General features: G+C 63.8%; 18 protein-coding genes. 10 read left to right on the top strand and 8 right to left on the bottom strand.

Annotated elements, in window-relative coordinates; translation table 11 throughout:
* The first annotated feature begins 1 nt into the window (after position 1).
* Together CAFEL_RS05885 and CAFEL_RS05880 are read left to right on the top strand one after the other, a co-directional pair.
* Entirely contained in the window at positions 2-376 is a 375-nt protein-coding gene (locus tag CAFEL_RS05885; protein WP_194559294.1) for a metal-sulfur cluster assembly factor, read from the top strand.
* Positions 377-599: 223 nt separating this feature from the next.
* The gene (locus CAFEL_RS05880) at positions 600-2228 is read left to right on the top strand and encodes an ABC-F family ATP-binding cassette domain-containing protein (RefSeq protein WP_181888458.1); all 1629 of its coding nucleotides are present in this window, start codon (positions 600-602) and stop codon (positions 2226-2228) included.
* Positions 2229-2253: 25 nt separating this feature from the next.
* On the opposite strand, the gene CAFEL_RS05875 is transcribed toward CAFEL_RS05880, so the two are convergent.
* Together CAFEL_RS05875 and CAFEL_RS05870 are read right to left on the bottom strand one after the other, a co-directional pair.
* Positions 2254-3855 (bottom strand): HNH endonuclease signature motif containing protein, encoded by a 1602-nt coding sequence (locus CAFEL_RS05875; RefSeq protein ID WP_194559293.1) that lies wholly within the window; start codon positions 3853-3855, stop codon positions 2254-2256.
* Between the two features lie 128 nt (positions 3856-3983).
* A complete protein-coding gene (locus tag CAFEL_RS05870; protein ID WP_194559292.1) occupies positions 3984-4676 on the bottom strand; it encodes a hypothetical protein in 693 nt (230 codons plus the stop codon).
* A gap of 228 nt (positions 4677-4904) precedes the next feature.
* Here CAFEL_RS05870 and CAFEL_RS05865 point away from each other — a divergent pair, with 228 nt between their 5' ends.
* From CAFEL_RS05865 to CAFEL_RS05855, 3 genes are all read left to right on the top strand, one after another.
* Entirely contained in the window at positions 4905-5318 is a 414-nt protein-coding gene (locus tag CAFEL_RS05865; RefSeq protein WP_194559291.1) for a hypothetical protein, read from the top strand.
* Positions 5319-5391: 73 nt separating this feature from the next.
* Positions 5392-5688, top strand: coding sequence for a hypothetical protein (locus CAFEL_RS05860; protein WP_148363845.1), 297 nt, complete (start codon positions 5392-5394; stop codon positions 5686-5688).
* A gap of 256 nt (positions 5689-5944) precedes the next feature.
* Positions 5945-6190, top strand: coding sequence for a PLDc N-terminal domain-containing protein (locus tag CAFEL_RS05855; RefSeq protein ID WP_194559290.1), 246 nt, complete (start codon positions 5945-5947; stop codon positions 6188-6190).
* On the opposite strand, the gene CAFEL_RS05850 is transcribed toward CAFEL_RS05855, so the two are convergent.
* Both CAFEL_RS05850 and CAFEL_RS05845 read right to left on the bottom strand, forming a co-directional pair.
* Entirely contained in the window at positions 6187-7551 is a 1365-nt protein-coding gene (locus CAFEL_RS05850) for a PFL family protein (RefSeq protein ID WP_194559289.1), read from the bottom strand. The two genes, CAFEL_RS05855 and CAFEL_RS05850, sit on opposite strands and share 4 nt — an antisense overlap.
* Before the next feature lie 9 nt (positions 7552-7560).
* On the bottom strand, positions 7561-7830 hold the full coding sequence (locus CAFEL_RS05845) for an ACT domain-containing protein (protein WP_194559288.1): 270 nt from the start codon (positions 7828-7830) through the stop codon (positions 7561-7563).
* Positions 7831-7871: 41 nt separating this feature from the next.
* Between CAFEL_RS05845 and CAFEL_RS05840 the strand changes: the two genes are divergently transcribed.
* Positions 7872-8540 carry an NAD(P)H-binding protein gene (locus CAFEL_RS05840; protein WP_194559287.1) on the top strand — a complete coding sequence of 223 codons (669 nt, stop codon included), beginning with the start codon at positions 7872-7874 and terminating at the stop codon, positions 8538-8540.
* Here the strand turns inward: CAFEL_RS05840 and CAFEL_RS05835 are convergent.
* The 3 genes from CAFEL_RS05835 to acnA form a co-directional block, all read right to left on the bottom strand.
* Complete coding sequence (locus CAFEL_RS05835) at positions 8537-9259, bottom strand: glutamine amidotransferase-related protein (RefSeq protein WP_194559286.1); 723 nt, start codon at positions 9257-9259, stop codon at positions 8537-8539. The two genes, CAFEL_RS05840 and CAFEL_RS05835, sit on opposite strands and share 4 nt — an antisense overlap.
* A 37-nt stretch (positions 9260-9296) precedes the next feature.
* A complete protein-coding gene (locus CAFEL_RS05830) occupies positions 9297-9848 on the bottom strand; it encodes a TetR/AcrR family transcriptional regulator (protein WP_194559285.1) in 552 nt (183 codons plus the stop codon).
* A gap of 92 nt (positions 9849-9940) precedes the next feature.
* Positions 9941-12718 (bottom strand): aconitate hydratase AcnA, encoded by a 2778-nt coding sequence (gene acnA, locus CAFEL_RS05825; RefSeq protein WP_194559284.1) that lies wholly within the window; start codon positions 12716-12718, stop codon positions 9941-9943.
* Positions 12719-12927: 209 nt separating this feature from the next.
* On the opposite strand from acnA, the gene CAFEL_RS05820 reads away from it, so the two are divergent.
* The 3 genes from CAFEL_RS05820 to CAFEL_RS05810 all read left to right on the top strand — a co-directional run bounded on the left by CAFEL_RS05820 (position 12928) and on the right by CAFEL_RS05810 (position 16772).
* A complete protein-coding gene (locus CAFEL_RS05820) occupies positions 12928-13404 on the top strand; it encodes an Rv1476 family membrane protein (protein WP_194559283.1) in 477 nt (158 codons plus the stop codon).
* A 548-nt stretch (positions 13405-13952) separates the two neighbouring features.
* Positions 13953-15716, top strand: a complete 1764-nt coding sequence (locus tag CAFEL_RS05815; RefSeq protein ID WP_290171952.1) for a DIP1281 family NlpC/P60 protein — start codon at positions 13953-13955, stop codon at positions 15714-15716.
* An 18-nt stretch (positions 15717-15734) separates the two neighbouring features.
* Positions 15735-16772, top strand: coding sequence for a ferrochelatase (locus CAFEL_RS05810; RefSeq protein WP_194559281.1), 1038 nt, complete (start codon positions 15735-15737; stop codon positions 16770-16772).
* Here CAFEL_RS05810 and CAFEL_RS05805 read toward each other — a convergent pair.
* Entirely contained in the window at positions 16769-17521 is a 753-nt protein-coding gene (locus tag CAFEL_RS05805) for an Rv1486c family protein (RefSeq protein ID WP_194559280.1), read from the bottom strand. The two genes, CAFEL_RS05810 and CAFEL_RS05805, sit on opposite strands and share 4 nt — an antisense overlap.
* A gap of 40 nt (positions 17522-17561) precedes the next feature.
* Here CAFEL_RS05805 and CAFEL_RS05800 point away from each other — a divergent pair, with 40 nt between their 5' ends.
* Positions 17562-18404, top strand: a complete 843-nt coding sequence (locus CAFEL_RS05800; RefSeq protein ID WP_194559279.1) for a DUF3097 domain-containing protein — start codon at positions 17562-17564, stop codon at positions 18402-18404.
* Positions 18405-18409: the final 5 nt, after the last annotated feature.

Genomic DNA, 18409 nt, shown 5'->3' with positions numbered 1-18409 from the left:
CATGACTGAACCGGACAAGCAGGGGGAGCGCCCGCAGCAGACCGAGGAGCAGCTCAAGCTCATCGGCGAGGTGGAGGAGTACCTCCACGACGTGATCGATCCGGAGCTGGGCATCAACGTCGTCGACCTCGGCTTGGTCTACGACACCTGGATCGAGGAGCGCGAGGGCAAAACCGTCGCGGTGATCAACATGACGCTGACCTCGCCGGCGTGCCCGCTCACTGACGTGATCGAGGAGCAGGCCACCCTGTCGGTCGTGAACAACACTGCGGTCGACGAGCTGGACCTGAACTGGGTCTGGATGCCGCCGTGGGGCCCGCAGTTCATCACCGAGGAGGGGCGCGAGCAGCTCCGTGCCCTCGGCTTCGCGGTCTAAAACACCTCTTGACATCCCCCCAGGTTGTTAACCTGTGGGGGATTTTCCGCGTTGTGAAGGAGGACTGTTGTGAACGTTGGGCTTACTGAAATTCTGGTCATGCTCGGTACCGTCGGCCTGGTTGCGCTGAAGGTCGCGCTGATTGTCGCGCTGATCGTTTGGATCGTGCGCTTCATCTCGAAGAAGTAGATCCCGATTTGGGGGCTGTTGATACAGTTTCCCCGTGATTGTCACCAATGATCTCGAGGTCCGCGTCGGCGCGCGCACGCTTCTCGACGCCCCCGGCCAGCACCTCCGCGTCCAACCCGGCGACCGCATCGGCCTAGTCGGCCGCAACGGTGCAGGCAAGACCACCACGATGCGCATCCTGGCGGGGGAGACCGAACCCTACGGCGGCTCGGTGACCCGCTCGGGCGAGATCGGCTACCTCCCGCAGGACTCCAAGGAAGGCGACATCGAGCAGACCGCCCGCGACCGTGTGCTCTCAGCCCGCGGCCTGGACCAGATCCAGCGCTCGATGGCCAAGCAGCAGAAGCTGATGGAGGAGACCGACGGGGAGGAGCGCGACAAGGCGATCGCGAAGTTTTCCCGCCTTGAGGAGCGTTACCAGGCGCTCGGCGGCTACGAGGCCAACGCGGAGGCGGCGCAGATCTGCGACAACCTGGGGCTGCCGGAGCGCATCCTGGACCAGCAGCTGAAGACCCTGTCGGGCGGCCAGCGCCGCCGCGTGGAGCTCGCCCAGATCCTGTTCGCCTCGCGCCAAGGTTCGGGCAAGTCCCAGACCACCCTGCTTCTCGACGAGCCGACCAACCACCTCGATGCCGACTCCATCTCCTGGCTGCGCAACTTCCTGTCCAAGCACGAGGGCGGGCTGATCATGATCTCCCACGACGTCGAGCTGCTCGACGCGGTGTGCAACAAGGTTTGGTTCTTGGACGCGGTGCGCGCCGAGGCCGACGTCTACAATATGGGTTTTTCCAAGTACAAGGACGCCCGCGCCCTCGACGAGGCCCGGCGCCGCCGCGAACGCGCCAACGCCGAGAAGAAGGCCTCAGCCTTGCAGAAGCAGGCCGCGAAGTTGGGTGCGAAGGCCACGAAGGCCTCGGCGGCGAAGCAGATGATGGCGCGCGCCGAGCGCATGATGGGCGAGCTCGACGAGGTCCGGGTGGCCGACAAGGTCGCCTCCATTTCCTTCCCGGAGCCGGCGCCGTGCGGCAAGACCCCGCTGTTCGGCAAGGGCCTGACAAAGATGTACGGCTCGCTCGAGGTCTTCGCGGGCGTGGACCTGGCGGTGGACAAGGGCTCGCGCGTTGTGGTGCTGGGCACGAACGGTGCCGGCAAGACCACCCTGCTCAAGCTGCTCGCCGGGGTGGAGCGCACCGACGGCGAGGGCGGCGTGGTTTCGGGCCACGGGCTGAAGATCGGCTACTTCGCCCAGGAGCACGACACCATCGACGGCGACAAGAGCGTCTGGGAGAACACCATCGAGGCTTGCCCCGACGCCGGCCAGCAGGACCTGCGCGGCCTGCTGGGCGCCTTCATGTTCTCGGGCGACAAGCTGGAGCAGCCCGCCGGCACGCTCTCGGGCGGCGAGAAGACCCGCCTCGCGCTGGCCACCCTCGTCTCCTCGCGCGCGAACGTCCTGCTGCTCGACGAGCCCACAAACAACCTCGACCCCCAATCCCGCGAGCAGGTTCTCGACGCGCTGAAGACCTACACGGGTGCCGTCGTCCTGGTCACCCACGACCCGGGCGCGGTGCGCGCGCTTGAGCCGGAGCGGGTCATCATCATGCCCGAGGGCGACGAGGACATGTGGAGCGACGAGTACATGGAGATCGTCGAGCTCGCCTAAACTTCCCGAGGTGCTCGGGGCAAATCTAGAACGGCGGGTACGGGTCTTGCCCCTTCGCCCATGGCGGGGGCTCCACCGGCTCCCGTGGGGGAGGTGGATCCGGCGGTTCTGGTGGTACGCGAGTATCCGGTGGGGCCGTAGCGCCACCCGGATCGGGCACGGTTGCCCGATCGCGCTGCCGGTGTCTCTTCCGTAACCTGTTCACCGCTGAATGCTCGGCCGCGTCCGCGTGGTTGAACTGCAGCGTTGCACACCCGGGTTCCTTCACCCCGGCCCGACCCGTCGCTGGGTCCACATCCATGTGACTGGTGTTGTTTCTGTGGTCTTTGAAGTCGTTGTTGCAGCGGTGGTGGGTCCGACACAGCGCTGTGAGGTTGTCGATGTTGGTGTCACCGCCTTGCAGCCACGATGTGATGTGGTGGATCTCCGTCTCCGTGAGCGGGGCAGTGCAGCCGGTCCAGGCGCACACGCTCTGCACCGCCAGCAAGGTGATCCGCTGCGCCAGTGACGCCAGTCGACGCGTCCGATAGAGGTTCAACGGCAACGACGTTGCGTCGTCGACAGTCAGCACGAAGTCGGAAGTACCTTCCATGCCCAAACGCACGAGGTCGAAGGCGTCGAGCTCGATTCCGGTGTTGGTGGCGAACTTCGTGGTCGGCTCGGCCTCCGCCAGCTCGTCCAGCGTCACCGACACAACCACGGACGCGCACCCGCCGCCGGTTGGCTTCTCACAGGCGTCGTAATGCTTGAGGATCTCAGAGAACTGGTCGTACCTGCGTTGCGACGGCGTGCGGTAATCCTCGACACCCTCGGGGAGGTTCGAGTTGGGCACCAACCCCTTATCGCTCAGCGCTTTGAACAGCGCTGAATCAGAGGCCACGGCATCGATAGTTATCCGGCATGTCCCGTCTGCGCGCTGGGCGCCGATGTGCAGCCCGCGGTTTTCCATGCCCGCGTTCGGGTTCGTAGGCTCGACGTGCTTGCGGTTCTCGCGCTCGACCCAGCGGCGCACGGTGGCGCGCAAATCTTTCACGGAACGTCGAGGAGCCTCCGCGAGCGCGTCCGCCTGGAGACGGGCACGCGCTCCCTTCGCATCCCCGACAAGCTTGTCTAGCTCTTGGCGGATCACGCGCTGTTTCTCGGCGTTCACTCGCTCGGCGGCACGGCGGGCTTCTTCTTGCTTGCGCCGCGCCTCTTCGCGGGCAGCCGCTCGAGCAGCCTCGCGGGCCGCTTCCTCCCGCTCTGCCTCCGCCGCCGGATCCGCGGGGGGTTCCTCACAATCGGTATCGAACAGGTCGGTGACCTGCTCCTCTTCAACCTCGGGCTCACCGTAGTAGTCCCGGCCTCGGGCGAGACGGTCGTAGGCGTCCTTGGGCTCCAACCCGAGCTTCTTTTGAAGGTACTGATTGGCGTGCTTTGAGCCGACGACGCGCCCGGCGTCGTCACGCTCGCACACGTACGCGAAAAGCGCGTCGAGCGTAGCCTTCACGTTGAATATTGCTTCGAGGCGCTCGAAATCCTCCCGAACCTCCTCGAACTCGACCGCATCGGGGTCTGCACACAGGTCCTTCATGGCCAGGAGGGCATGAATGATTGTGTCGACGTGCTTTCGCAGTTCAACGGTCATTTCGCCCTCCTTTCAAGTTGCCTAATCGAATGGGTTTACGATTAACCTACAAGCCGCCCCGACATAAACAGGATCTATGTCCACCATCGAACACATAAGGAGAAAAACTGTTACGAGGATCACATTCTTCAGAATGGCACAGCGCCAGCCCAGGGCTCATAGTCGGGATGTGAACCGACGGGCATCCGAGGCTGCGCCCAGGGGTCCACTAGCCGCCTAAATTCGGCCAACATCCGCTCAACGGCCTCATCGGTGAGGTCCACAATCATCAGCAACTCGCCGTCGGCCTTACTTAGCCGGAGCGACTCGTTGGGGACATCAACGGTGACCATCGGGCAGTCAACCTCGCGCGGTGGCGGTGTCGTAGTCGCGTACTCGTTTCCGATTTTCAGGCATTGAAACGGTTTCACCAAGTCGTTCAGCTCTCCGAAGTGCCAGAGGTCGGAGAAGAGTGAATCGACTGTCTGGTCCCAACGAACTCGGGGTAGGAACTTCTCTATGGCATCTTCACCGCCCACTGGGTAGAAGACGTCAATGCCGGAGGCGAGCTCTCCACTGCGTTCGCAAATGAGCCGCACCGCCGAGAGCTTCGGAAACTTCGGCGTCTCTCCGTATGGGTCTGGCTCATTTTTGGCCCAGACCAGCTCGAATAAGGGATACACGTCGTCTGGGGTTAGCGCGCTGCGCATCTTCGGCATCCCACTGACCTGCGGGGTCACCTCACCTCGAGCGTAATCCAACGTCAAATATTCTTCGCTGTGGACATCAAGAAGCTTGCCAGTGACGTTCGCGCCGAATGGCGTTGAGTTCCAGTGGAACACCCAAGTAAGTGCCTGCTCCAGCCCCCGAAAAGGATCTGAGGTGTCGATTCTGAATAAATTAATTTATATATTCACAAAAGGTCTTGCGGGAAACGGAGAGCTAAACCATCATAATTAATGAGACAGGGTTTCCTTTTTGATTCATGTCTCACTTGACCCCAACATCAGCGCCAAAGGTTTATTCTCTCCCGTCGCATATCTTCCAGATATTTTTGAAGGGTGTTGCCCGTGAAAGTAAAGAAATTTTTATCCGCCACGTTGGTGGCATTTATCGGGTTACTTGTTTCCCCCACTGCAGTGGCCGCTCAGCCAATTGACTGGACTATTAGCCAAGCAATCATTGGCCCGAAAGGCGAGGATCTTCCACTCCGCGTAGGGCAGGGAGATGAGCCCGGCAGTGTTGGTTTTGGGCTTTCTCACATCAAGGACAGTCACGGCGGTTTCGTTCCAGCCACTACAGAGATTGACACAGTTTTACATAACGCCCCCGACTGCAAAGGCGGCTTAAATGCAGGAAATGGCAATAAAGAATGCTCTTACCCAATCAATGGAAGAGTTATGACGGTTGTTGCCACAGAGCGAGTAGATCCCGTAAGCGGAGACGGCCGACCTGTCGGAATAATCACTGCTTTCTACCGCTAGGAGAATAGTCATCAATCAATTTATTTCTATCACGACTGATGAAATCAAGTTTTTGAAAAATATATCCACCCAAATGTTTCAAGACACCATACTTCCAGAGGAGACAATTTTAGCAGGAGTCGGCATCCAAGCGGGAAGAAACAGCGGCTCCCCCGAAAATCAGCTCTGGTACCACTTCGATCTCTTTAACCCTGGACTTCACGAAGGAAAAGTTGTTCGTCTTTGGGGAAGATTCCCTGATTTAAGTAAAAATGAAGAATCTATCGAGTGGGACGAAATGCTCCAGGGCTCTGGTTTTGTAGAGATGTTCCTTACCTCAACCCCTGAAAAGAATAGATTCAATTCTATGGAATATATCCAGAAAGGATGATGTCACCGAGAATCCACTCGAACTGCATAATGTTTGAATCGACTGTGATCCCGCGGGGTTCGCAGTTAACGCGTTCGGTAATGATGTGCAGAAGTTGACGACGTTGCATTTGCGGGCTCCTTTGGTTCGGAAGATTCGTTTCCACGAACGTACAAACCGAAACATAAACCGCACAAGAGTTTGTCCACTATAGTGAGCATCTTGCTTATCGACGGACGAAGCGTGGACCCCTCAAGCAGCCCGCTACACTCGCAATATGGCAAGAAACAACGACATCATCGACACCATCCGGGACGCCTGGAACGGATTGTCCTCCGACCAGAAGACCATTGCCGGCGTGCTGGCCACCATCGACACCGCTGGTAAGGCTTTCGCGCTGCGCGACCTGGCGCGCACCAACTCAAAGCGAGTGCGCGGCCCGAAGTGGGTGTGGACCCCGGTGATCGGGGCAGTCAACACCCTGGGCTGGGTCGCCTGGTTCGCGTTCGGAAAGAAGCGCTAGTTCCTGAACCCGTGCACCGGAGCGGGGATGAACCCGCCACGGTGGATGAACTCGTCGTTACCCACCGTGTTCACCGGGATGACGGGGGCGTAGCCGAGCAGGCCGCCGAAGTTCACTTCGTCGCCGGGCTTGGTCCCTGGCACCGGAATCAATCGCGAAGCGGTGGTCTTGTGGTTCATCACACCGATAGCAGCCTCGTCGGCGATCATGCCTGCGATGAGCTCCGCTGAAGTGTCGCCGGGGATGGCGATCATGTCGAAGCCCACGGAGCAGATCGAGGTCATCGCCTCGAGCTTGTCCATGGAAATCGCGCCGGAGTTCACCGCGTCGATCATGCCCTTGTCCTCGGAGACCGGGATGAACGAGCCGGACAGGCCGCCGACGCGGGAGCAGGCCATCATGCCGCCCTTCTTCACAGCATCGTTGAGCAGCGCCAACGCGGCGGTCGTGCCGTGCGTGCCCACCTGGTCCAGGCCCATGCGCTCGAGCACGTGCGCCACTGAATCGCCCATCTCCGCCGTCGGCGCGAGCGACAGGTCCACGATGCCGAAGGGCACGCCGAGGCGCTCCGCAGCCATCGTTCCCACGAGCTGGCCCGCGCGGGTGATCTTGAACGCGGCCTTCTTAATCTCCTCGGCGACCTCGTTCAGGCTCGCACCCTTCAGCGGGGCGATCGCATTGTCGACGACGCCGGGGCCCGACACACCGACCGAGATCACCGTGTCCGGCTCCTCGATGCCGTGGAACGCGCCGGCCATGAACGGGTTGTCGCCCACGGCGTTGGCGAAGACGACCAGCTTGGCGCAGGCAATGGAGGAGCGGTCCGCGGTCGCCTCCGCGGCCTCCTTCACAATCTCGCCCATCTTGGCCACGGCGTTCATGTTGATGCCGGCGCGTGACGACGCCACGTTGACCGAGCTACACACGTTGTCGGTTTCACTCAGCGCCTCCGGAATGGAGTAGATCAGGCGCTTATCGGCGGTGGTTCCACCCTTTTCCACTAGTGCCGAGTAGCCGCCGACGAAGTTGACGCCGAGCTCGCCGGCCGCACGGTCCAACGCGCGGGCAATCTCGACCGGGTTGCCGTCCGCGCCCGCCGCCACCAGCGCGACGGGGGTGACGGAGATGCGCTTGTTCACGATCGGGATGCCCAATTCGCGCTCGATGCCCTCGCACACCGGGACCAGGTCACGCGCACGCTCCACAACGCGGTCGTACACCGCCTGCGCGGTGGCCTCCATCGTGGGGCGGGTGCAGCCGATGAGCGAAATGCCCATGGTGACGGTGCGGATGTCCAGTCGGTAATCCTCGATCATGCGGATGACGTCGAGGAACCGCGCGTCTGAAAATTCGAAATTCATAGCCGCCCCTTAGATGTCGTTGATGGCGCTGAACAGGGCCTCGGACTGGATGCGCACGACCATGCCGAGCGGCTCGCCGGCGTCGTCGAACGCCTCCTGCAACGCACCCATGTCAACCTCGCCCTCGGGCAGCGCGACGCGCATGATCATGGTGAAGAAGTCGTCCATGATGGTCTGGGAGACGTCGAGGATGTTCAGCCCCTCGTCGGCTGCGGTTTTAGCAACTGCGGCGATGACGCCGGGGCGGTCTTTACCAGTGGTCGTAATAATTGCGTGCATGCGCAAAGTATAGGCGCTGAAATAGCGTTACGGTGGGGGTTATGGAAACACCTAAGCAAAACAAACACGTGCTCGTTCTCGGTGCGGGCGGCAACGTCTCGCGCCACTCCGTCCCCAAGCTCGTAAAAGCTGGTCACAGCGTCAGCGCGCTCGTGCGCAACCCGGACCATGTGCAGCAGCTTGTCGACGACGGCGCGACTGCGATCGTCCGCGACTTAACCACCCTCGACGAGGAAGACTGGGCCCGCCTGCTCACCCCGTTCGACGTGGTCGTGTGGTCCGCGGGCGCCGGCGGCGGTTCCGCAGAGGCCACCTATGCCGTGGACCGCGACGCGGCGATGGCGATGATCGACGCGCTCGAGGAGCTCGGCGAGTTCGCCCCGTTTACCGTCATGGTCTCCTACGCCGGCGCCGCCGAGGCCACCACGGAGGACGACGGCGGTTCGTGGTACGCCTACGTCGAGGCGAAGAAGGCCGTCGATAAGCGTCTGCTCGCCTCCGACCTGCCCTACCAGATCCTCGGCCCCACCCGCCTCACCGATGATCCGTCTAAGGGCATCGCGCTTCTCGACGACCAACGGGACCCCTCGTCAGAAACCCCGCGCGAGCTCGTGGCAGATGTGATCGTCGAGTCGGTCGGCCGCGGCAAGCAGTTCGACCACAACCCGCTCGATTTTGAAGGCGGCGACGCGAAGGTCTCAGAGATTTAGTCGAACCGGCCCTCGGTGCAGAGCCGGGCGAATGTGCGCAACAGCCCATTCGCCCGGCTCACGTCGTGGTTGGGCAAGTCCGCGACGATGCGGGCGTACTCCTCGGCGGGGAAGTAGCCGTAGTCGTGGAAGAAGTCCATGCGTGTGCGCATCGCGTCGGCGTCCATCTCGGCGTGGAACTGGGTGGCCCACACCCGGTCGCCGTAGCGGACCATCTGCACTAGGTCGTCGGGACCGGTGGCCACAACGGTGAGGGAATCGGGCACACGCACCGGGTTCTCGGTGTGCCCCGTCAGCGCGGTAAACGTGCCGCTCGGCCCGGCTAGCGCGTCTTCCGCCACTACGTTCACGGTGGTCGGGCCGGACGGCTCGGGGTGGGTGCGCCCGACCTCGCCGCCGAGGTGGTCCACCAGCCAGGAGATGCCGAAGCAGACAAAGAAGACGGGTTTGCCGGAGTTGACGGTGGCGGACAGGATGTCGTCGATACGCTTGTGCCACGCGTCGCGCTCGGGGTTGGTCACATTTAGAGAGCAGCCGCCGACGATGATGCCGCTGACGGGGTCGAGGGGGCCGAGCTCGGAATCGGGGGAGTCGATGACGCGCAGCTCCATGTCCACTTCGCTTACGCCCGTGGCGCGCAGGGCGTCGTGGTATTCGGCGTGGGCGACGTCCGGCCCGATCTCGCCGTTGCGAAGGGAGAGGAAAAGCAGCTTTGACATAGCGGCAATTCTATACCGCTTAGTCTATTTTTCGGAATTACCCGCGGACTGACTGCTCTACCACGTCGAGCATCGCCTCGAGCCGGTCCACAGGCTCGCCGGAGGCGAGTTTGGTGATGAAGCCCTCGAGCACTGTCTCCAGGTAGGTCTGGACGACGGCGACGGGGACGTCGTCACGCATCTGCTTGTTTGACTCCAAGCGCTCGCGGACCGCACGGTCCAGCACCTCCTGGTGCTCGTGCCAACGCGCCTCGAACTCCGGGTCAGTGCGCAGCTTGCGAAGGATCTCGGCGCGGGTGGTGAACCAGTCGTTGGAGGTGCGGTCCACGAGCATCCCGCGCATGACCTCCACCAAACCGCGTTCGCTGACCACCTGGGCCTGCCGCTCCGCGTCCGCTTCGGCGATGGCCAGGAACAGTGTTTCCTTGTCGCCGAAGTGGTGGAAGATCGCGCCACGTGTTTTGCCGGTGGCCTCTTCCAGACGGGCCACGGTCGCCCCCTCGTAGCCGTAGTGCGCGAAGCAGGCGCGGGCGGTGTCGATGATCTCGCCACGGCGGCGCTTCAGCTCTTCATCGCTGACAATCGGCATGAGGGGCTCCTTCGGGCTCCAAATAGGGGTGAGAAAAATGGGGAAGGGGCCCCGCGGCGGGCGGGGCCCCTTAAACGACGGCCGAAAGCGCGTTAGTTCTTGACCATCTGACGCAGCACGTACTGCAGAATGCCGCCGTGGCGGAAGTACTCCGCCTCACCCGGTGTATCCACGCGCACCACTGCGTCGAACTCGACAGCGTCGGCGCCGTCCTTCTCCGCCTTCACGTGAACCGTGGCCGGGATCTCACCGTTGTTGAACTCGGTGATGCCGGTCAGGGTGAAGGTCTCGGTGCCGTCCAGGCCGAGGGACTCGTGGGACTCGCCCTCCGGGAACTGCAGCGGCAGCACGCCCATGCCGATCAGGTTCGAGCGGTGGATGCGCTCGAAGGACTCGGCGATGACGGCCTTCACACCCAGCAGGTTGGTGCCCTTCGCCGCCCAGTCGCGGGAGGAACCGGTGCCGTACTCCTTGCCGGCGATGACCACCAGTGGGATGTCCTTCTCGGCGTAGTTCATCGCGGCGTCGTAGATGTACGCCTGCGGTGCGCCCTCCTGCGTGAAGTCGCGGGTGTAGCCGCCCTGCTCGTCCACCAGCTGGTTGCGCAGGCGGATGTTCGCGAAGGTACCGCGGACCATGACCTCGTGGTTGCCGCGGCGGGAACCGAAGGAGTTGTAGTCCTTGCGCTCCACACCGTTTTCGTCGAGGTAGTTCGCGGCCGGGGTGCCCGGCTTGATGGAGGAAGCCGGCGAGATGTGGTCGGTGGTCACCGAGTCGCCCAGCTTGGCCAGCACGCGTGCGCCCTCGATGTCCTCGACTGCCTCCGGCTCCTCCGGCATGCCGTCGAAGTACGGTGCCTTGCGGATGTAGGTGGAGTCCTCGTTCCAATCGAAGGTCTTGCCGGTCGGGATGTCCAGACCCTGCCACTGCTCGTCGCCCTTGAACACGTCGGCGTAGTCGGCCTCGTACATCTCGCGGGAGATGGTGCCAGCGATGGTCTCTTCGATCTCCTCGGTGGACGGCCAGACGTCCTTGAGGAAGACGTCGTTGCCGTCGGCGTCCTGGCCCAGCGGCTGGGTCTCGAAGTCGAAGTCCATCGTGCCGGCGATGGCGTAGGCGATGACCAGCAGCGGGGACGCGAGGTAGTTCATCTTCACGTCCGGGGAGATGCGGCCCTCGAAGTTGCGGTTGCCGGAAAGGACTGCGGTTGCGGTGAGGTCGAACTCGTTGACTGCGTCGGACACCTCGGCCGGCAGCGGGCCGGAGTTGCCGATGCAGGATGCGCAGCCGAAGCCGGACAGGTAGAAGCCGACGGCCTCCAGGTCCTTCCACAGGTCAGCGCGCTCGTAGTAACCGTCCACGACCTGGGAGCCCGGAGCCATAATCGTCTTGACCCACGGCTTGGCCTTCAGGCCCTTCTCGGCGGCCTTGCGTGCCAGCAGTGCAGCGCCGACCATGACGGACGGGTTGGAGGTGTTGGTGCAAGAGGTCACGGCAGCGATGGCCACGAAGCCGTGGTCCAGGGTGTACTCGCCGCCCTTCGGGGACTCGACGATGACCGGCTTGGAAGCGCGGCCCTCTGCGCCCTTAGCGGCGGACTCGCCGTGGGCTGCCCAGGACTCGTTGTAGGAGACAGCGTCGACCTTCTCGGCGCGAACCGGCTCAGAGGTGTCCTCGCCTGCGGTGTTGTAGTCCGGCAGCTGCTTGCGGAAGGTGTCCTTGGACTCGGACAGCAGAATGCGGTCCTGCGGGCGCTTCGGGCCAGCGATGGACGGGACGACGGTGGACAGGTCCAGCTCGAGGTATTCGGAGTACTCGGCCTCGGCGGCGTCCTGCTCCAGCCACATGCCCTGTGCCTTGGCGTATGCCTCGACGCGGTCGATGTCCTCCTGGGAGCGGCCGGTCAGGTGCAGGTAGTTGATGGTCTCCTCGTCGATCGGGAAGATCGCGCAGGTGGAGCCGAACTCCGGGGACATGTTGCCGATGGTGGCGCGGTTGGCCAGCGGGATTTCCTTGACGCCGTTGCCGTAGAACTCGACGAACTTCTGCACCACGCCGTGCTCGCGCAGCATCTCGGTGATGGTGAGCACGACGTCGGTTGCGGTCACGCCGGTCGGGATCTCGCCGGTGAGCTTGAAGCCCACGACGCGCGGGATGAGCATGGAGACCGGCTGGCCCAGCATTGCGGCCTCAGCCTCAATGCCGCCGACGCCCCAGCCCAGGATGCCCAGGCCGTTTTCCATGGTGGTGTGGGAGTCGGTGCCGATGCAGGTGTCCGGGTAGGCCAAGCCCTCGTTGTCGAAGACGACGCGGGAGAGGTACTCGATGTTGACCTGGTGGACAATGCCGGTTCCCGGCGGGACGACGCGGAAGTTGGAGAAGTTCTCTGCACCCCAGCGCAGGAACTGGTAGCGCTCCTCGTTGCGCTGGTACTCAATCTCGACGTTCTTGTCGATGGCGTCGGTGGAGCCGAATGCCTCGATAATCACGGAGTGGTCGATGACCATCTCGGCCGGGTTCAGCGGGTTGACCTGGTCCGGGTTGCCGCCGAGGGTGCTCACGGCCTCACGCATGGTTGCAAGGTCGACCACGCAGGGCACGCCGGTGAAGTCCTGCATGAGGACGCGGGCCGGGGTGAACTGGATTTCCACGCTCGGGTCTGCCGAGGGGTCCCAGTTTGCGATGGCCTTGATGTGGTCCTCGGTGACGTTCTTGCCGTCCTCGGTGCGCAGGAGGTTCTCGCCCAGCACCTTGAGGGAGTAGGGGAGTTTCTCCATGCCTTCGACGGCGTCGAGTGCGAAGTAGTCGTAGGACTTTCCGCCGACCTCGAGCGTCTTTTTGGCACCGAACGAGTTCTTGCTTTCTGCCACGGTGAGCTCCAATTCTCGTCGTATGAAATCAGGGATTAGCGACCCTATGGTCAAGCCACCAGTTTATGCGACCTTCCATAGTTCCGCGCCCATATTAACAGTACGCGCGTTATGTTTTCGCATTGCGCCTATCGACGCACCTCCGGTAACCACCGTTAGACTCCAAAACCGACCACCTGGATCGTCGGGCAGCCCGAGGAGAGACGCCAATGCAGACCGAAGCCACGCTTGAAGAGCTCGTCTCCCAGCTCGCATCGTCCCCTGTAGCGTTCGGCACCGACAATCCCGTCAATGCGCAGCTGGGACCGGCCCTCGAGGCCGCCCTCACCGACGCCAACACCGACGCTTTCGCTCCGGTGGGAATGATCGTGCTCGAGCAGACGCCGCCCGTTGTCGCGGACTTGCGCGACCTGGCACAGGACGCAGCCGCTGAGACCGGTTTGGACACGGTGCTGGTTCGTACGCCGCACGTCGCCGTCGGGGTGAGCGACTCTTTGACCCGCGCGCAGGTGGAACGTGGGGAGCGGACGATGGTCGCCGAGCCGGACTATGTTGCCGGCGTCCACGCCTTCGCCGACGCCGCCAACGCGTTCTCGGTGAACTGGCCGTTGACCGTGGCGGTCATTGTGCTGGTGCTTGCCGCTGTTGCCGCGGCAGCGGCGTTTTCCGCCCGCCGCGGGGACTAGCCGTCGACAAGCCTGGCCGCTTGACTTCCTCGCTCGTAAAAGTTGACGAGCGGCCCGAAAACCCGCAGGTCAGATTCCGCGATTCCAACAGTTTGGTCAACTTTTACGAGCTCCCAGCCGATAGTGTGACAAACGTCACGTAACGCTCGCGCGCCTAAGTTTGTGCTGGTGAGACGATTGTGAATCATGTGAATAGCCTTGACTCAGGAGATGGTTTGTAACAAAAGGGATACAAGTTTGTTGCCTTGACGTATGGTTCCCGTATCGGCTCGCGGGTCGATGGTTGTCACACGCAACGCAATGGCACCGATAGGGCGCTCTAGTCAAGCGTCCGCGAAGGTTCGGGCATGTGGGGAAGCACGCCGAGTACCAGGTTCCAGGGCACCGCTGTGCCAGTCGCGATTCGCGCTGCCGCGTCAGTAGTCAACATCTAGACCGCTCGTGGAACCGCTAGTCACGGTTTTCGCATGCATTTTGAAGCCTCGGGTTTTCTTGATCGCCCGAGTGCTGCTGAAGTGTGCGCGACGGGCGGTGTGAGGAGCACCTTCGTGGCTAATCCGCAAAGGGGCACCCGGTTTGGCCGTGCGCGAAATGTGCTCGGCGCCACCGCGTGTGCCGCAACCATTTCTCTGGTGGCGGGCCTAGTCAGCCCGGCCGCCAATGGTCAGAGTTCCGCCTCCGGAGTGAGCGAGCTTGTGACCGCTGTGTCCCGCGCGCAGGCCAACGTCGACGCGCTCAACCTGGACCTCGGCGGCCTGCAGGAGTCCGTCAACCAGTCGCTGGTGGACCTGCACGATGCGCAGGTCAAGGCCGAGCAGGCTCGTCGCGGCAAGGATGAGGCGAAGCGCCGTCTCAACGAGGCGCAGGAGCGTGTCGACGCCCTACGCGCCGAGCTCGATGATCTGAGCCGCTCGCAGTACCGTGGCGCCAGCCCGAGTGACGCGCTCGTCGCCGTCAGCGGCAAGGACACCCAGCGCGACGTGCTGGATCGCTCGCTTTTCCTTCGCCAGCGCTCGGAGGAGAAGCGCGCGAAGCTGGCCGAAGCCGAGCAGGCCCGCGCCGAGGCGGCTAACGAGGAGGCCACGCTTCGCCAGGCCAGCGAGCTCGCCGACGCTTCCGAGGCCGAGGCGAAGCAGGCCGAGGCGAGCGCGCGCGAGCTTCTCGACGCCAACCGCGCCGCCCTCGAGGCATCCGTCGCAGAGCGCGACGCCGCTCAGTCCCAGCTGGATACCGCTCAGAAGGAACTGGATCAGCAGCGCCCGGCGCAAACCGACAAGGACCAAGCGGACCAGACCCAGTCCGACAAGGCTCAGGTGGAACAGGCCCAAACCGACCAGGCCCAGTCCGGCCAGGAGCAGCCTGAAACCCCGGACACTGTCTCCGCCGCAGCCGAGCCCGACAACGCCATTGCTGCCGACCCGTACGCGGCCACGCTGACGGTGTCCAAGGGCGACACCACCTACGAGGTGCCGGAAGAGGTCGTGGACCTGGTGCGCCAGCGTGTGTCCAACGATGCCCCGGAGGCGCCCGAGCCCAGCCGTGAAACCGTGATCGATGCGGTGCGCACCGTGGCGCAGACGTCGTCGGATAGCGATATTGCGGCGCTGTCGTCCCAGGCCGGCCTGCCGGAGCTGGACAGCGACACGATTGCCAAGGTCGGCGCTGTCGCGGCCGGTATCGCGATGGTCGGCGGCGTGGCGGCCAACCACGGCTCCTTCGACAATTCCAACGCGGATGCCGTCGAGCTGGTCACCGCCTTCGCGGACGGTCTCAACGGTGCACTCGGCACGGTCGAGCAAACTTCCGACACCACGGAAACTGCGGACTCTGCGGATTCCCTCTCCGCGGTGCTGCCGGAGGTCGAGACAGCCGCTGACGTCTCTGCCAAGTCGCAGAAGTCTGTCGCCGCGGTCTCGGATTCCTCCCAGGTGGAGGCTGTGATCGCGCGTGCACAGTCCCAAATCGGCACCCCGTACGTGTGGGGCGGCGGCGACGCCAACGGCCCGACCAACGGCGTGAACGGCGGTTCGGTGTCCGGCTTCGACTGCTCCGGTTTGGTGCTCTACGCGTTTGCGGCCGCCGGCGTGGCGCTGCCGCACTACACCGGGTACCAGTACCAGCGCGGCACCCAGGTCCCGGCGAGCGAGGCCCAACGCGGCGACCTGCTGTTCTGGGGGCCGGGCGGCAACCAGCACGTGGCCATCTACCTCGGCGACGGCACCATGATCGAGGCACCGCAGGCCGGCCAGAACGTCACCATTGCTCCGGTGCGTTGGTCCGGCATGGCTCCGAACGCGGTGCGCCTGCTCTAGCGGGATAAACTCGAGGGCATGGCTCTCAACGACTACGACGCACTCCTCGTCCTGTCCTTCGGCGGCCCCGAAGGGGAGGACGAGGTTATTCCTTTTCTTGAGAACGTCACGCGCGGGCGCGGCATCCCGCGCGAGCGGCTGGCGCAGGTCGGCGAACACTACTTCCACTTTGGCGGCGTCAGCCCCATCAACGGGCAAAACCGCGAGCTCATCGCCAACATCGAGGCGGAACTGACGCGCCGCGGCATCGAACTCCCCGTCTACTTTGGCAACCGCAACTGGCACCCCTTCGCCGAGGACACTGCGAAGCAGTTGCTTGACGACGGCCACAGGAACGTCCTCGTCTTCGCCACCAGTGCCTGGGGCGGGTATTCAGCATGCCGGCAGTACGACGAGGACATCCAGAAAATCCGGGAGGTCACGCCGGAGATCACCTGCACCAAGCTGTGGCAGTTCTACGGGCACCCGACATTCGTCGAGCTCGTGGCAGAGGGTTTGCGCGTGGCCGTGGAGAAGGCAACTGGCGACACCCGCGTCCTTTTCACCGCGCACAGCGTGCCCACCGCCGCAGACCAGAACTCCGGCGGGCCGGAAGACCAGCACCTGTACTCGAGGCAGGTTGCGGAGGCGGCGAAGCTCGTCGCAAAGCAGGCAGGCGTAGATAGCTACGAGGTGGTGTGGCAGTCGCGCTCCGGAAACCCGGCTACGCCGTGGCTGGAGCCGGACGTGGTGAACCGCGCCCGGGAGCTTCAGCGCGAGGGGATGGAGCACCTCATCTGTGTGCCTCTCGGGTTTATCACCGACCACATGGAGGTGGTCTGGGACCTCGACACCGAGCTGAAGCAGGCGTGCGAGGAGATGGGGGTTTCCCTGACGCGCACCCCGACCGTCGGTCTCGAGCCCGCCTTCGCCGGCATGGTGGTCGATATAGCCGAGGCCGTCGGCGCGGAAGTCAAGCCTAAAACCTTGTCTGCGGTCACGGTGCAGGGCTGCACCGTTAACGGAGCGCCCTGCAAGGAGGGCTGCTGCGCCCCGGTGAAACGGCCGGGCCGCTAGCGCGCCCACTCGCGCTGATAGTCCACCACCGCATCCGCCACACCAGCCATGCGGGCGGAACGCACGTGGCGCCAGAGCGCGAACAGCTGCGGGTCGAAGGAGTGGTCGTCCAGGCGGTCGGTGACCGTCTCAATCGTGGCAGCCACCCTGTCTGCGCGCGCAAAGAGTTTCGCCGCGCGCGGGGTCACACCTGCGGGAAGCCCCGGGGTGTCGTAGAAGTCCGCGAGCGTGCCCACCGCCAGCCGCGGGTTGGGTAGATCCTTGCGGGTGCCGCCGGCTGCCTCGATCAGCACGGCAGCCTGGTCGGTGGCGCGGGAGAGCAGCTGGTCTGCTTCGCCAGGGGAGAGCCACTCCGGCTCCGGCAGCGGCTCCGGGTCTTCGAACCAGCGCCAATTCACCCCGTCGCCCGAGTATTCCGGCACCAGAATGTGGTGCATCCCCGCCCCGCGCACCACGAGCGCCCCGGCCTGGGTCAGCGCCTCCATCGCGGGGGAGCCGGCCCGCAGCCGCGGCGCCTGGCCTGGGCCCCAGAGAACGAGTCTGATTGCGGGGCCGGGGGTGGAAAGCTCGGCGGCGGAGCGGACGTCGTGAAGCAATTGCGCCATAGGCAGGCTGCCGTACGAATGCGCACCTCCGAGATCCGTGAGCGCGTCGACGGTGTCGTCGGAGGATTCGACGTTGTAGAGCCACGCCGCCAGCCAGACGGCGGTGTTTTGCAGGGGTGAATAGACTTCGGCGCGCGTGTGCATCCGGGCCAGTGTAACGGGGCCGATACAATGCGGACGCATTATGCGAGATAGCCGGTACAGCGGAGACATTTTCAGCGGACACGCGCGGAGCAAGCGCCCGAGCTACCCGGAGATGCCGGCGGAACCCGGCATCATCGTGGAGATCGTGGGCAACGATTTTGTCGGCGCGGTGGTGGGCTTCGAGCGGACCTACGACGGCGACTTTGTGCGCCTGGAGGACCGCTACGGCACCCAGCGCCTGTTCAAGATGCTGCCCGGCGCGTTCATGGTGGAGGGCCAGCGCGTGACGCTGACCCGCTACGTGGCGCCGCGCGTCGACGGGCCGAAGCGGTCCAACTCCGGCTCCCGGAAGGTGGAAAACGTCAAGGCCAAAGTGGCCATGCCGTCGCGCATCTGGGTGGAAGGCATCCACGACGCCGCGATTGTAGAGCAGGTGTGGGGCCACGACCTCCGCGTCGAGGGCGTGGTGGTGGAGTACCTGGAAGGCCTGGACAACCTGCAGGAGCGCCTTGATGAGTTTCAGCCCGGCCCGGGCAGGCGCATCGGCGTGCTGGCGGACCACCTGATCGAGGGCACGAAGGAGTCCCGGCTGGTGGAGCACGTCGGCCCGCACGTGCTGGTCACCGGCCACCCATACGTTGATATCTGGGCTGCGGTGAAGCCGTCTAGCGTGGGTATTCCCGCGTGGCCGGAGGTGCCCTACGGTGAGGATTGGAAGACCGGGGTGTGCCGCCGCCTGGGGTGGTCGAACCCGAAGGAAGGGTGGCGGCGCGTGTCGTCGTCAGTGAGCACCTTCCGGGACCTGGATTCCACGCTCATCGGCGCAGTCGAGCGGTTGGTGGACTTCGTCACCAACCCGGTATTATCCAAAAACGATCTCTAGAACAC

The organism is Corynebacterium afermentans subsp. lipophilum, from assembly GCF_030408375.1.
In the GTDB taxonomy this organism is placed as follows: Bacteria; Actinomycetota; Actinomycetes; order Mycobacteriales; family Mycobacteriaceae; genus Corynebacterium; species Corynebacterium lipophilum.
Note: the sequence above shows the minus strand (reverse complement) of the source record. Positions and strands in the feature narration are given on the sequence as shown.